Annotated in this window: 16 protein-coding genes; 7 read left to right on the forward strand and 9 right to left on the reverse strand. The window is 69.4% G+C overall.

Going from position 1 to position 13039, the window contains the following annotated elements:
- The 4 genes from dapF to G6N61_RS07755 are packed head-to-tail and all read right to left on the reverse strand — an operon-like array spanning nucleotide 1 to nucleotide 3463.
- Nucleotides 1–873, reverse strand: coding sequence for a diaminopimelate epimerase (dapF, locus tag G6N61_RS07740; RefSeq protein WP_163918002.1), 873 nt, complete (start codon nucleotides 871–873; stop codon nucleotides 1–3).
- Complete coding sequence (gene miaA, locus G6N61_RS07745; RefSeq protein WP_163918003.1) at nucleotides 870–1820, reverse strand: tRNA (adenosine(37)-N6)-dimethylallyltransferase MiaA; 951 nt, start codon at nucleotides 1818–1820, stop codon at nucleotides 870–872. The genes dapF and miaA overlap by 4 nt, the downstream gene beginning before the upstream one ends.
- Nucleotides 1817–2527, reverse strand: coding sequence for a class III extradiol ring-cleavage dioxygenase family protein (locus G6N61_RS07750; protein WP_163918004.1), 711 nt, complete (start codon nucleotides 2525–2527; stop codon nucleotides 1817–1819). The genes miaA and G6N61_RS07750 overlap by 4 nt, the downstream gene beginning before the upstream one ends.
- 9 nt (nucleotides 2528–2536) lie before the next feature.
- Nucleotides 2537–3463: a DMT family transporter gene (locus G6N61_RS07755; RefSeq protein WP_170314457.1), complete on the reverse strand. Its 927-nt coding sequence runs from the start codon at nucleotides 3461–3463 to the stop codon at nucleotides 2537–2539.
- 193 nt (nucleotides 3464–3656) lie between these two features.
- Between G6N61_RS07755 and G6N61_RS07760 the strand changes: the two genes are divergently transcribed.
- Nucleotides 3657–4985, forward strand: coding sequence for a DUF349 domain-containing protein (locus tag G6N61_RS07760; protein WP_163918005.1), 1329 nt, complete (start codon nucleotides 3657–3659; stop codon nucleotides 4983–4985).
- Here G6N61_RS07760 and G6N61_RS07765 read toward each other — a convergent pair.
- Both G6N61_RS07765 and miaB read right to left on the reverse strand, forming a co-directional pair.
- Entirely contained in the window at nucleotides 4982–5557 is a 576-nt protein-coding gene (locus tag G6N61_RS07765; protein ID WP_163918006.1) for an Rv2732c family membrane protein, read from the reverse strand. The genes G6N61_RS07760 and G6N61_RS07765 overlap by 4 nt on opposite strands.
- Nucleotides 5554–7086, reverse strand: coding sequence for a tRNA (N6-isopentenyl adenosine(37)-C2)-methylthiotransferase MiaB (gene miaB / locus G6N61_RS07770; RefSeq protein ID WP_163924662.1), 1533 nt, complete (start codon nucleotides 7084–7086; stop codon nucleotides 5554–5556). The genes G6N61_RS07765 and miaB overlap by 4 nt, the downstream gene beginning before the upstream one ends.
- A gap of 171 nt (nucleotides 7087–7257) precedes the next feature.
- On the opposite strand from miaB, the gene G6N61_RS07775 reads away from it, so the two are divergent.
- From G6N61_RS07775 to G6N61_RS07800, 6 genes are read left to right on the forward strand one after another with little or no spacing between them, the layout of a single operon-like run.
- The gene (locus tag G6N61_RS07775) at nucleotides 7258–7986 is read left to right on the forward strand and encodes an amino acid ABC transporter ATP-binding protein (protein ID WP_163918007.1); all 729 of its coding nucleotides are present in this window, start codon (nucleotides 7258–7260) and stop codon (nucleotides 7984–7986) included.
- Between the two features lie 29 nt (nucleotides 7987–8015).
- Nucleotides 8016–8855 (forward strand): glutamate ABC transporter substrate-binding protein, encoded by an 840-nt coding sequence (locus tag G6N61_RS07780; RefSeq protein ID WP_235887604.1) that lies wholly within the window; start codon nucleotides 8016–8018, stop codon nucleotides 8853–8855.
- Between the two features lie 38 nt (nucleotides 8856–8893).
- Nucleotides 8894–9574, forward strand: a complete 681-nt coding sequence (locus G6N61_RS07785) for an amino acid ABC transporter permease (RefSeq protein WP_163918008.1) — start codon at nucleotides 8894–8896, stop codon at nucleotides 9572–9574.
- Nucleotides 9571–10452, forward strand: a complete 882-nt coding sequence (locus tag G6N61_RS07790; protein WP_163918009.1) for an amino acid ABC transporter permease — start codon at nucleotides 9571–9573, stop codon at nucleotides 10450–10452. The genes G6N61_RS07785 and G6N61_RS07790 overlap by 4 nt, the downstream gene beginning before the upstream one ends.
- Nucleotides 10453–10511: 59 nt before the next feature.
- Entirely contained in the window at nucleotides 10512–10859 is a 348-nt protein-coding gene (locus G6N61_RS07795) for a DUF1622 domain-containing protein (RefSeq protein ID WP_163924664.1), read from the forward strand.
- Complete coding sequence (locus G6N61_RS07800) at nucleotides 10856–11146, forward strand: hypothetical protein (protein WP_235887449.1); 291 nt, start codon at nucleotides 10856–10858, stop codon at nucleotides 11144–11146. The genes G6N61_RS07795 and G6N61_RS07800 overlap by 4 nt, the downstream gene beginning before the upstream one ends.
- On the opposite strand, the gene recX is transcribed toward G6N61_RS07800, so the two are convergent.
- The 3 genes from recX to G6N61_RS07815 form a co-directional block, all read right to left on the reverse strand.
- Nucleotides 11103–11648, reverse strand: a complete 546-nt coding sequence (recX, locus tag G6N61_RS07805) for a recombination regulator RecX (protein WP_163918010.1) — start codon at nucleotides 11646–11648, stop codon at nucleotides 11103–11105. The two genes, G6N61_RS07800 and recX, sit on opposite strands and share 44 nt — an antisense overlap.
- Nucleotides 11614–12666, reverse strand: a complete 1053-nt coding sequence (gene recA, locus G6N61_RS07810) for a recombinase RecA (protein WP_163918011.1) — start codon at nucleotides 12664–12666, stop codon at nucleotides 11614–11616. Before recA ends, recX begins: the two co-directional genes overlap by 35 nt.
- A 172-nt stretch (nucleotides 12667–12838) precedes the next feature.
- Nucleotides 12839–13033, reverse strand: coding sequence for a DUF3046 domain-containing protein (locus G6N61_RS07815; protein ID WP_163918012.1), 195 nt, complete (start codon nucleotides 13031–13033; stop codon nucleotides 12839–12841).
- Nucleotides 13034–13039 lie beyond the last annotated feature (6 nt).

A 13039-nucleotide genomic window follows, 5' to 3' on the forward strand; every position in this document is an offset into this window, starting at 1 on the left:
TTAACGCTGATGGGAGCGCCACCATTCCTCGGCCAGGTCGCCGGCGGCGACGAGTTCGGACGGTCCGCGCAGGTAACTGGTTGCGTCGGTGACGGTCACGGTGACCTCGCCTCCGGGGATGCGGACCAGCAGTGTTCCCGTCTTCTCGCCCTGATGCTCGAGGGCGGCGACGGCGGCAGCGACGGTCCCGGTGCCACACGACCGGGTCTCTCCGACACCCCGTTCGTGTACCCGCATCGACACGGCCCCACCCGCCGGTGCGGTCAGCACTTCTACGTTGACGCCCTCGGGGAACTGGGCGGCGTCGAAGGAGACGGGCGCGGCCACGTCGAGCGCGGCCAGCTCGGCCACGGTGAGGTCTGCGACGACGCACGCCAGGTGCGGGTTGCCGACGTCGACGGCGGTGCCGCCGAAGCTGCGGCCGCCCACCACGGCGGTGCCGGTGCCGGTGGTATTGGCCTTGCCCATGTCGACGGTGACGTCGGCGAACACCGGGCCCGCGGCGTGCAGCGTCACCGGTCGCGGCCCAGCGAGGGATCCGACGACGAACTCGTCGCGCGACTCCAGGCCACTGGACTGAAGGTAGTGAGCGAACACGCGAACGCCGTTGCCGCACATCTGCGCGATCGACCCGTCGGCGTTGCGGTAGTCCATGTACCAGTCACCGTCGGACAGACCCTCGGGGATCCGCTCGAACACGCCCGCCGCGAGCGCCGCACCGGCAGTGGTGACCCGCAGCAGACCGTCGGCGCCGAGCCCGCGGCGGCGGTCGCACAGGGCGGCCACCGCGCCCGCGGTCAGCCCGATGCGGGCGTCGAGGTCCGGCAGCACGACGAAGTCGTTCTGCGTGCCGTGCCCCTTGGCGAACTTCACCTGGCCAGGATATCCGTCGCGGCGCCGTCGTCCCTGCTGCCGTCCCACGCGCGCACCACGGCGTCGACGTTCCCGTCGGCGGCGCCGTCGAGCCAGAGGATGCGATGGTCGCGCCGGAACCACGACCGTTGCCGCCGCACGTAGCGCCGCGTGCCGATGAAGGTGCGTTCTCTCGCCTCGGCGAGCGCGTCGTCCCCGCCGCCGGCCGTGAGCGCGTCGAGCACCTGCGCGTAGCCCAGGGCGCGCGACGCGGTGACGCCGTCGCGCAGACCCCGCTCGCACAGCCCGACCACCTCGTCGACGAGCCCACCCGTGAACATCAGGTCGGTGCGCTTGGCGAGCCGGTCGTCGAGCAGCGCGGTGTCCCAGTCGAGGCCGACGAGCAGCGTGCCCCAGCGCGGCGTCCCGATCACCGGGGCGCTCGCCGCGAACGGCCTGCCGGTGAGTTCGACCACCTCGAGTGCTCGGACGACGCGTCGGCCGTCGGTGGGCAGGATCGACGCCGCGGCGTCGGCGTCGACGCGGGCCAGTTCGGCGTGCAGCGCAGCGACCCCGACCTCGGCCAGCCGGTTCTCCCACCGCGCCCGCACCTGCGGGTCGGTGGCGGGGAACGACCACTGGTCGAGCAGTGACTGGACGTAGAGCATGGATCCGCCGACCAGGATCGGGACCGCACCGCGGGCGGCGACGTCCTCGACGTCGGATGCCGCGGCTTCCTGGTACCGCGCGACGGTGGCGGTCTGCGTCACGTCGAGGACGTCGAGCTGGTGGTGCGGGATGCCGCGGCGCTCCTGCACGGTGAGCTTCGCCGTTCCGACGTCCATGCCGCGGTACAGCTGCATGGCATCGGCGTTGACGATCTCGCCGCCGATGCGTTCGGCGACCGCCAGTGCCAGCGCGGACTTGCCCGTGCCGGTGGGGCCGACGATCGCGATGGGCCGCGTCACGCGGGTGTCTCTCCCCCGGTCGCGGCGCTCCTGCCCGCCGGTGTCCACGTCCCCACGAAGTACCCCACCCCGTACGGCGCCCCGCGGTAGCGCTCCTGCGCCGCCACGGGCCGCGGCCCGGCCAGACCTGCCAGGACCTGATGGGCGACCCGGCCGAGCCGCGCCAGCGCGGTCACGTCGCCGGTCGCCAGCGCGTCGTCGAGCGCCTCCTGCCCGGGCAGCGATGCCGGGTCGTAGCCGCCGGGCGCGGTGGGGGTCAGGGTGTTCGCACCGTCGGCGACGACGAGCACCCCGACGTCCGCGGCCATCGCGTCGATCTCGGCGCGCAGTGCTCGACCGGCGGCCGCGGCGGCGTCCGGCTCGAGATCGTCGGCGAACACCCGCACCTCGACCGTGGCGGCCGGGTTCGCGCATCCGCGCACCCAGCCGGCGATCAAAGCGCACAGCGGCAGCGCGCGCGGCGCCGACTCGGCCCCCGGTGCGAGCGCGACGCGGACGTCGACGCCGTAGCCGGCGAACGTGCCGACCGACTCGGGTCCGATGGCCTCGGCGTCGCGTCCGGCGCCGATGACCACCCAGCGGTCGGGCAGCGCGGCGGCGGCTCCCAATACCGCGGTCCGCAGGTCGGTCAGTTCCTCGGCGGCGCCTGCCGCGAGTTCGGTCACCATCACGGGGGCCGACGGGATGACGGCGATGGCGCTCAGCACGCGTCCACGCTAGCCACATCTCCCCGGGTCGCTTCGCTCCTGCCCGCCGGCGCCCGGCTGGGCGGATTCGTCGAGACCCTGGGCGTTGGCGGCCTCGCCGCGGGCCAGCGCGGCGGTGGACACGACCATCACGGCGAAGGCCGCGACGAGGGTGAACCAGCCTGCCTCGCCGGGTCGCAGCGCCTCCCCGAGGATGACGACGCCGAGCACCGAGCCCACCACCGGCTCGGCGACCGTCATCGTGGGCAGCGACGCCGTCAGCGCCCCGGCGCGGAACGACGACTGCTGCCACGCCGTGCCCAGCACCGCCACGACGGCCCAGGCGTACAGCTCCGGGGTCTTCAGCACTTCCCACAGTCCGTCGTCGAGTCGGTCGACCACGCCCTTGGTCAACACGGCGAACACGCCCCACAGCGATCCCGACACCAGCGCGAGCAGCACGGCGCCCGCCGGGCGACCGGACAGGAATCGCGCGGCGACCACGCACACCACGATCGCGGGCACGAGCACGGCGATCACCAGCGACCAGGTCTCCAGCGACGCCCGCGACTGCCCCTCGGTAGGGTTGCCCACCGTGACGATCACCGCCACCGACGCGGCGAGCAGCGCCGCCCAGGTCCACTGGAATCGCGTCACCCGGTGGCCGGTCACCCTGGCGTTGATGGGAAGTGCGAACAGCAGCGACGTGACCATGATGGCCTGCACCAACAGCACCGACCCGAAGCCGAGAGCCGCTGCCTGACAGGCAAATCCGGCAGCCGAGACCCCGCTGCCCAACCACCACTGCCGGTCGCGCAGCAGCCGAAGGAACAGCTCGAGGTGCCCCACCGGCTCGTCGGTCACGTCGTGTGCGGAACGCTGATGGATGACGTCGCCCACCGCGATGAAGAACGCCGCACCGAGCGCGAGCAACGCCGCGATGTCAGCCTCGTCCACCCCGTCTCCTTCGGCTCCGTCGACCCGTCCTGGCCGGCCGCACACGTCCTGCGCGGGTCGAGCCTAGGCAACTGCTGAGGCCAAGGCGTGCGCAGACCGCACGGCGACCTGTTTGAATAGCGGGCGAGACATACGGCGCCGCGTCGCGCGGCAGGAGCGTGGGTTCCACGCAGAGTGCACGGAGATGACGGACATGACGACCAGCGAGTCAGGCAACCCCCCCAAGCCAACTCCCAGGCCCGGGCCACGGCCCGTTCCCCGGCCGGGACCCGTCGCGCCGACCGCGCCGGTGGCTCCCTCCGTGCCCTCGACCGCCGACCCGCACCGGTTCGGCCGCGTCGATCCCGACGGCACCGTCTGGCTCATCACCAGTTCGGGCGAACGGCAGATCGGGTCGTGGCAGGCCGGCGACACCGAGGCGGCGTACGCGCACTTCGGGCGCCGGTTCGACGACCTGCACACCGAGGTCGTGCTGATGGAGCGCAGGCTCGAGTCCGGCACGGGCGACGCCCGCAAGATCAAGGCCGCCGCGAGCGCCCTGGCCGAGACGCTGCCCACCGCCTCGGTGCTGGGCGACGTGGACTCGATCGCCGCGCGCCTGGCGACGATCCTGGAGAAGGCCGACACCCACGCCACCGAGGAGCGGCAGCGCCGCGACGAGCACCGCGCCGCGCAGACCGCCCGCAAGGAGGCGCTGGCAGTGGAGGCCGAGGAGATCGCCGCGACCTCGACGCAGTGGAAGGCCTCCGGCGACCGGCTGCGCGAGATCCTCGACGAGTGGCGCACGATCACCGGCCTGGACCGCAAGACCGACGACGCGCTGTGGAAGCGCTACTCGAGCGCGCGGGAGACGTTCAACCGGCGCCGCGGCTCCCATTTCGCCGACCTCGATCGCGAGCGGGCTGGCGTTCGGCAGGCCAAGGAGGCGCTCTGCGAGCGCGCCGAGTCACTGTCCGACTCGACCGACTGGGGCCCGACCGGCGCGGCGTTCCGCGACCTGCTGGTGCAGTGGAAGGCGGCCGGGCGCACGGCCAAGGACGTCGACGACGCGCTGTGGAAGCGGTTCAAGGCGGCCCAGGACAAGTTCTTCTCCGCCCGCAACGCCGTCAACGCCGAGCGCGACGCGGAGTTCGAGGAGAACGCCAAGGCCAAGGAGGCGCTGCTCGCCCAGGCCGAGGCCATCGACGTCTCCGACGAGAAGGCGGCGCGGGCTGCGCTGCGCACGATTGGCGACAAGTGGGACGCCATCGGCAAGGCGCCCCGGGAACGCGGCGCCGAACTCGAGCGCCGGATGCGGGCCGTCGAGAAGAAGATCCGCGACGCCGTCACGAACATCGGAACCGATCCGGAGGCCCAGGCCAGGGCCGACCAGTTCCGGGTGCGTGCCGAGCAATTCGAGCGCCAGGCCGAGAAGGCCGAGGCGGCGGGTAAGACCAAGGACGCCGAGCAGGCCCGGGCCAGCGCGGCGCAGTGGCGCGAATGGGCTGACGCGGCCGTGGCAGCGCTCGGCAAGAAGCGCTAGCCGACGGGCGGTTCGCCGTCGGTGTCGTCCAGCAGGCTCTTGCGCTCGCGCTCGGCGGCGAGGCGTCGACGCTCTTCCTCGGCCGCGAGTTGCACGGCCGTGCGCGACCACACCACGCGAATCCAGTGGAACGTCAACAGGATCACCGCGATCCACGCCACGACCAGGCCCCAGCCCGGTCCGGGATAGGGGTCCGCGGCGGTCTGGCGTGACCAGACGGCCAGCATGCCCACCGGGCAGGCGACGGCCGATCCGGCGGCTGCGACCCACGCCAGCCCCCACCGTCGGGTGAGCAGTGCGAGCATCGAGAACCCGATGCCGAAGACCAGCACCAGCCAGGCGAACACCCGGGACGGCAGCGCCACGCCCTCGCGCACGGCAGCCTCGCCGCCGATCAGTGCGTCGAGTCCCTTGGCGCCACCGGTGTGCGGCAGCAGGAAGGTCAGCAGCAGGACGAAGACCAGTCCCGCGACGACGACCGCGCGGGCGCCGGGGTCGATCTCGCGCGCCATGCGGCGTTCGACGTCCTCGATGTCGCCCTTGAACTGGTCGAACTCACGGTCGCCGGTCACAGTCCGCACCCCGTCGCCGCGGGCGCGGCAGGTGGCGCCCCGATGGACGGCATGCCGAGGCCGACGTTCGTGGTGACCCGTCGGCCTGCCGCGTGGGCGTCGCCCGCGCGGGTGCGCCGGTGGTCGGTCAGCTCGGCATCTGCGGTCAGATGGTGGGGCGCGGCCGCGGTCACCGTGGTGACGACGACGTCGCCAGGCCGGATGTCGCGCCCGCCAGGGGCGAAGTGCACCAGCCTGCCGTCACGCGCGCGACCGGACATCCGCGCGGTGGCGACGTCCTTGCGACCCTCGCCCGCGGCGACCAGCAGTTCGACGCGACGTCCGATCAGCGCCTGGTTCTCTTCCAGCGAGATCCGCTCCTGTAGGTCGATGAGGCGTTGATAGCGTTCTTGGACAACGGCTTTGGGAAGCTGGTCGGGCAGGTCGGCGGCAGGGGTGCCGGGCCGCTTGGAGTACTGGAACGTGAACGCGCTGGCGAAGCGGGCGCGCTCGACCACGTCGAGCGTCGCGGCGAAGTCCTCTTCGGTCTCGCCGGGGAAGCCCACGATGATGTCGGTGGTGATCGCAGCGTGCGGGATGGCGGCACGAACGCGGTCGATGATGCCGAGGAAGCGTTCGGCGCGGTAGGACCGGCGCATCGCCTTGAGGATCCGGTCGGACCCCGATTGCAGCGGCATGTGCAGGGTGGGGCATACGTTCGGCGTGGTCGCCATGGCCTCGATGACGTCGTCGGTGAACTCGGCGGGATGCGGTGAGGTGAATCGCACCCGCTCCAGGCCGTCGATGGCGCCGCACGCGCGCAGCAGCTTGGCGAACGCGCCGCGGTCGCGCGGGACGGTCGGGTCGTCGAACGAGACACCGTAGGCGTTCACGTTCTGCCCGAGCAGCGTCACCTCGAGGACGCCCTGGTCGGCCAGTGCCTTGACCTCGGCCAGAATGTCGCCGGGCCTGCGATCGACCTCCTTGCCGCGCAGCGCGGGCACGATGCAGAACGTACAGGTGTTGTTGCAGCCGACCGACACCGAAACCCAAGCCGCGTAAGCGGATTCGCGGGTCGCGGGCAGCGAGGAGGGGAATTCCTGGAGCGCATCGGCGATCTCGACCTGGGCGACCCTGTTGTGCCGGGCACGTTCCAGCAGCACCGGCAGTGAGCCGATGTTGTGGGTGCCGAACACGACGTCGACCCACGGCGCCTTGCGCAGCACCGCGTCGCGGTCCTTCTGGGCGAGGCAGCCGCCCACGGCGATCTGCATGTTCGGATCGGCCTGCCTGCGCGGCGCGAGGTGGCTGAGGTTGCCGTAGAGCTTGTTGTCGGCGTTCTCCCGTACGGCGCAGGTGTTGAACACCACGACGTCGGCGTCGGAGCCGTCGGGAGCGCGGCGGTAGCCGGCCTCCTCGAGCAGCCCGGCGAGGCGCTCGGAGTCGTGCACGTTCATCTGGCAGCCGTACGTGCGGACCTGGTAGGTGCGCTGCGGCGGGACGTCGGCGGTTTCGGCGTCGGTACGCGCCGGCGCGTCGCTGATCGCCATCGAAGTCACGGACCAATCCTACGGCGGGCCGCGGCGACACCAAATTCGCCGGATTGATCTAGACACCGGCGGTCCCCGCCATACCTGGGTAAGGTCTGTCCGCATGGAATCAGACGGTCCCTGCCCCCTCCGAGGCAAGGTATGAGCGCACCGGCTTCGGAGAGCCAGCCGATGATCTCAATGCAGGCCGTCAACAAGCACTTCGGTAGCCTCCACGTTCTCAAGGACATCAACCTCGAGGTGGATCGCGGCCAGGTGGTCGTCGTGCTCGGCCCGTCCGGCTCGGGCAAGTCGACGTTGTGCCGCACCATAAATCGGCTCGAGCCGATCGACTCGGGCACCATCGCGGTCGATGGTCAACCACTGCCCGAGGAGGGCCGCAAGCTGGCTGCCCTGCGCTCGGACGTGGGCATGGTGTTCCAGTCGTTCAATCTCTTCGCGCACAAGACGATCGTCGACAACGTCGCGCTGGCACCGATGAAGGTGCGCAAGCAGTCGAAGGACGAGGCCCGCGCCCAGGCCATGAAGCTGCTCGAACGCGTCGGGGTGGCCAACCAAGCCGACAAGTACCCAGCGCAGCTGTCCGGCGGGCAGCAGCAACGCGTGGCGATCGCCCGGTCACTGGCGATGAACCCCAAGGTGATGCTCTTCGACGAGCCCACCAGCGCGCTGGACCCAGAGATGATCAACGAGGTGCTCGCCGTCATGACGTCACTGGCCCGCGAGGGGATGACGATGGTGGTGGTCACCCACGAGATGGGTTTCGCCCGCAGCGCCGCGAACCGGGTCGTGTTCATGGCCGACGGTGCGATCGTCGAGGACGCGAAGCCCGAGGAGTTCTTCTCCAATCCGAAATCCGATCGTGCCAAGGACTTCCTCGGCAAGATCCTCAACCACTGAACACTGGCGAAAGGAAACCAACAGTGTCGATGAAGAAGATGTCGAAGAATCAGTCCCGCAGAATCCGGGTGGCCGCCGTCGTGGCGATCGCTGCGGCGTTGCCGCTGTCGCTCACCGCGTGCGGTGGCGGCGGTGGTGGGAGCGACGAGGGCAAGATCGTGATCGGCACGAAGTTCGATCAGCCGGGTCTCGGCATGAAGAACCCCGACGGCACGATGAGCGGCTTCGACGTCGACGTGGCGACCTACGTCGCGCAGCAGCTCGGCTACAAGCCCGAGGACATCGAGTGGAAGGAATCTCCCTCGAGCCAGCGCGAGACGTTGATCCAGAACGATCAGGTCGAGTTCATCGCCGCCACCTACTCGATCACCGACGCGCGCAAGGAGAAGGTGTCCTTCGCGGGCCCGTACCTGGTGACGGGTCAGAGCCTGCTGGTCAAGGCCGACAACACCGACATCACCGGCAAGGACTCGCTGGCCAACAACAAGAAGCTGTGCTCGGTGTCCGGGTCGACGCCCGCGCAGAAGATCAAGGACGAGTTCCCCAGCGTCCAGCTCCAGCAGTACGACACCTACTCGGCGTGCATCGAGGCGCTCAAGAACGGCGCGATCGACGCGGTGACCACCGACGAGGTCATCCTCGCCGGCTACGCCGCGCAGACCCCGGGTGCGTTCAAGCTGGTCGGTCAGCCGTTCTCCGAGGAGAACTACGGCATCGGCCTGAAGAAGGACGACACCGAGCTGCAGACCAAGATCAACGACGCGCTGACCAAGATGGAGTCCGACGGCGCGTGGAAGGCCGCGTTCGAGAAGAACCTCGGACCGGCGGGCATCCAGGTCCCGTCGCCTCCGGCGATCGCCAAGAACTGACCGGACCGGCGAACTGAGAGGGAGTCAGCGGAGTCCACGTGGAGGTCTTCTCCGAGTATCGCGGCCAGATCTTCGAGGCGTTCTGGACCACGATTCAGTTGACGGTGTTCTCGGCCGTGGGTGCGTTGATCCTCGGCACGGTGTTGGCGGGTATGCGCCTGTCCCCCGTGCCGATGCTCAACTGGCTCGGGACGTCGTACGTCAACGTGGTCCGGAACACTCCGCTGACCCTGATCATCCTGTTCTGCTCGTTCGGCCTGTCGCAGACGCTGGGCATCACGCTGGTCGACTCGCAGTCGACGACGTCGATCGAAGACGGCAACTTCCGGCTCGCGGTGCTGGGGTTGACGGTCTACACGGCGTCGTTCGTCTGCGAGACCATCCGCTCGGGGGTGAACACCGTGCCGCTCGGGCAGGCCGAGGCGGCCCGCTCGCTCGGGTTCACCTTCGGTCAGAACCTGCGAATGATCTTGCTGCCGCAGGCATTTCGCGCGGTGCTCATCCCAATGGGTTCGGTGTTGATCGCGCTGACGAAGAACACGACGATCGCCTCGGCGATCGGCGTGGCTGAAGCTGCGTTGCTCATGAAGGAGATGATCGAGAACACCGCGGCGCTGCTCGTCATCGGCGTGATCTTCGCGCTCGGGTTCATGGTGCTGACGCTGCCGATGGGCTTGGTGTTCGGGTGGTTGGGGAAGAAGTACGCGGTGAGCCAGTGAACTCCTCCTCGGTTCTCTTCGACACCCCCGGGCCGCGCGCCCGGGTGCGCAACCGGGTGGTCTCCGCCGTCACGGTCGTCATCCTGCTGGTGATCGGCTGGCTGGTGTACTCGCAGCTGAGCGCCAAGGGCCAGCTCGACGCCGCGAAGTGGGAGCCGTTCCTCACCCCGGAACTGTGGACCACTTACGTCCTGCCGGGCATCAAGGGCACGCTCACGGCGGCGGTCGTGTCGATCGTCCTGGCCATGGTGCTGGGGTTCGTGCTGGGCGTGGGCCGGATGTCGACGCACCGTCCGCTGCGGTGGTTCTGCTCGGTGATCGTCGAGTTCTTCCGCGCGATCCCGGTGCTGATCATGATGATCTTCGCGTACTTCCTGTACGCGCTCTACGACGTCTTCCCCGGGCAGTACCTGGCCCTGGCAGGCGTGATCACGGGCCTGACGCTGTACAACGGCGCGGTGATCGCCGAGATCGTCCGCGCCGGGGTGAACGCGCTGCCGCGCGGTCAGGCCGAGGCCGCCTCTGCGCTGGGCCTGCAGTGGGGCCAGACCATGCGGGCGATTCTGCTGCCGCAGGCGATCACGTCGATGCTGCCGGTGCTGGTGTCGCAGATGGTGGTCGTGTTGAAGGACACGGCGATCGGCTACCAGATCACGTTCGTCGAGATGGTGCGCCAGGGCACGGTGGTGGGGTCCTCTTACGGCAACTACATCCCCGCGCTCATCGTGATCGCGCTGTTGATGATTGCCGCCAACTTCGGGTTGTCGGCTCTGTCCACTCGTCTGGAGCGCCGGATGCGCCGGTCCCGACGCGGGCCCGCCCCGTTGCACACCGACGCCGTGGAGCAGGAAGGCGCTCCGGGGGCCAAGGCCGTGTGACACGGGTGTTCGCGCTGGAGATCCTGCCCGAGTGGGCGTTGCGCGACGCCGTCGACCTGATGGTCCGCCTGATCGAGGCCTGCGGCGCGGTCGTTATCATGATCGGCGCGGCCGTCGCGATCGTGAAGTTCGCCGTCGCGCTGGTACGCCGCGACATCAATCAGTTCTCGTCGGTGCGGTTGTCCCTGGCGCGGTTCCTGGTGCTGGGTCTGGAGTTTCAGCTCGCCGCGGACGTGCTGCGGACCGCGATCTCGCCGTCGTTCGAGGAGATCGGCAAGCTGGCGGCGATCGCCGCGATCCGCACGGTGCTGAACTACTTCCTCAACCGCGAGATCGCACAGGAGCAGCGCGAGATCGCATTGCTGGAGAACAAGCAGCCACCGCCGGATCCCGCGCCCGGACCGTGACCGTCGCCGACGCCTCGTGGCTCATCGCCGCAGCAGGGATGGTGCTGGCGCTCGGCGGCCTGATTGTGTTCCGCCGGCCATTGGTCGCCTTGCGGGTCATGCTCGAATTGTTCACCGCGGCAGGGTTGTTGCGGTTGAGCGCCGACCTGTCCTGGGAAGCGGTGGCGGGAGTCGCCGTGGTGATCGCGGTACGCCAACTGGTGACGCGGAGCCTTGCCGCTGACCTGACGCGACGGGCGCTCGCTACACCATCCGACGTTCGCGCTCGCCGGCCAGCGCGACCTTGACCACGTCCAGGGCCATCGACTGGTGGTAGCCGCGGCGTGCGAGCATGCCGACGAGCCGCCGAATCAGCTTCGCCTCCTCGGCGTCGTCGTCGAGACGTGCGCGCCGGAGCTTGTCGGCGACGAGTTGTTCGGCACGCGTGCGCTCGGCGTCGGCATCGATCTCGGCCAGGGCGCCGGCGATCACGTCCTCGTCCACGCCCTTGGTGCGCAGCTCGGCCGCGAGGGCACGCTTGCCCTTGCCTGCGTAGACCGTTCGGGAGCGCACCCACTGCTCGGCGAAGTCCTCGTCGTCGATGAGCCCGACGTCTGCCAGCCGGTCGAGCACCCGTGCGCTCACGTCGTCGGGGAAGCCCCGCTTCTCCAGCCGGCCGGCCAGCTCGGCTCGCGTACGGGCCCTCGCGGTGAGCAGGCGCAGGCAATGCGCCCGCGCCTGCTCCTCGCGGGAAGCCGAATCCGTCTCCGGTGACTCAGAAGTCGACGGGGGCGGGCAGGGCTTCGACATTGGTCTTGTCGTCCGTCAGCACGGCTCCGATGCCGAGCTTCTCCTTGATCTTCTTCTCGACCTCGTCGGCGATCTCGGGATTCTCGAGCAGGAAGTTGCGGGCGTTCTCCTTGCCCTGACCGAGCTGCTCACCGTCGTAGGTGAACCAGGACCCGGACTTGCGGATGAACCCGTGCTCGACGCCCATGTCGATCAGCGAGCCCTCCTTGGAGATGCCCTTGCCGTAGAGGATGTCGAACTCGGCCTGCTTGAACGGCGGTGCCATCTTGTTCTTGACGATCTTGCAGCGGGTGCGGTTGCCCACCGCGTCCGTGCCGTCCTTCAGCGTTTCGATGCGGCGCACGTCCAGGCGCACCGAGGCGTAGAACTTCAGCGCCTTGCCGCCCGTGGTGGTCTCGGGCGAACCGAACATCACGCCGATCTTCTCGCGCAACTGGTTGATGAAGATCGCCGTCGTATTCGAGTTGCTCAGGGCCCCAGTGATCTTGCGGAGCGCCTGGCTCATCAGACGGGCCTGCAGGCCGACGTGGCTGTCGCCCATCTCGCCCTCGATCTCCGCCCGCGGGACCAACGCGGCCACCGAGTCGATGACCAGGATGTCCAGTGCGCCGGACCGGATCAGCATGTCGGCGATCTCCAGCGCCTGCTCACCGGTGTCGGGCTGGGACACCAGCAGGGAGTCGGTGTCGACGCCCAGCTTCTTGGCGTAGTCGGGATCGAGTGCGTGCTCGGCGTCGATGAACGCCGCGATGCCGCCGGCTGCCTGCGCGTTGGCGACGGCGTGCAGGGCAACGGTGGTCTTACCCGACGATTCCGGGCCGTAGATCTCGATGACGCGGCCTCGGGGCAGACCTCCGATGCCCAGGGCGACGTCGAGGGCGATCGACCCGGTCGGGATGACCGATATCGGTGCGCGCACCTCGTCGCCGAGGCGCATCACCGAGCCCTTGCCGTGACTCTTCTCGATCTGAGCGAGGGCGAGCCCGAGTGCCTTCTCGCGGTCGGGGGCTTGCGGCATGGTGTTTCTCCGTCCTGGTGGGTTTTCGATCGGTTTCCGATCGGTTGGCCGCGACGTTAGGGGAGGCCACCGACAAGTCCCGCGTTCGAACGATTCCCACAGTAGACGAACACGTGTTCGATTCAAGTCAACACGCCGGGCCGCGTTTACCGGGTGGTGAGCCGTCAGCCCCTCACCACTGGTCGCGCGGCACGTCGAACTCCGCGCACAGTGCCCGCCAGACGTCGCGGGGATCGACGCCGTCCTCGATCGCCTGCCTCGGAGTGCGCCCGTCGACACTGCTCAACACGTAGTCGACCAGCAGCGAGGCACCCCGCACCGGGCCGAACTGCGCATCCACCAGTTCGTGGAATTCCGTCAACCGCACGCCACG

The organism is Mycolicibacterium arabiense, from assembly GCF_010731815.2.
Lineage (GTDB): Bacteria > Actinomycetota > Actinomycetes > Mycobacteriales > Mycobacteriaceae > Mycobacterium > Mycobacterium arabiense.

Bases quoted from the DNA above. Each gene is read 5' to 3' on its own strand.
- miaB (WP_163924662.1), bottom strand. From the start codon at position 7,086: ATGGCGATCAGCGACGCGCCGGCGCGTACCGACGCCGAAACCGCCGAC.
- G6N61_RS07775 (WP_163918007.1), top strand. From the start codon at position 7,258: ATGATCTCAATGCAGGCCGTCAACAAGCACTTCGGTAGCCTCCACGTT.
- recX (WP_163918010.1), bottom strand. From the start codon at position 11,648: ATGTCGAAGCCCTGCCCGCCCCCGTCGACTTCTGAGTCACCGGAGACG.
- recA (WP_163918011.1), bottom strand. From the start codon at position 12,666: ATGCCGCAAGCCCCCGACCGCGAGAAGGCACTCGGGCTCGCCCTCGCT.
- G6N61_RS07780 (WP_235887604.1), top strand. From the start codon at position 8,016: ATGAAGAAGATGTCGAAGAATCAGTCCCGCAGAATCCGGGTGGCCGCC.
- G6N61_RS07795 (WP_163924664.1), top strand. From the start codon at position 10,512: ATGGTCCGCCTGATCGAGGCCTGCGGCGCGGTCGTTATCATGATCGGC.
- G6N61_RS07760 (WP_163918005.1), top strand. From the start codon at position 3,657: ATGACGACCAGCGAGTCAGGCAACCCCCCCAAGCCAACTCCCAGGCCC.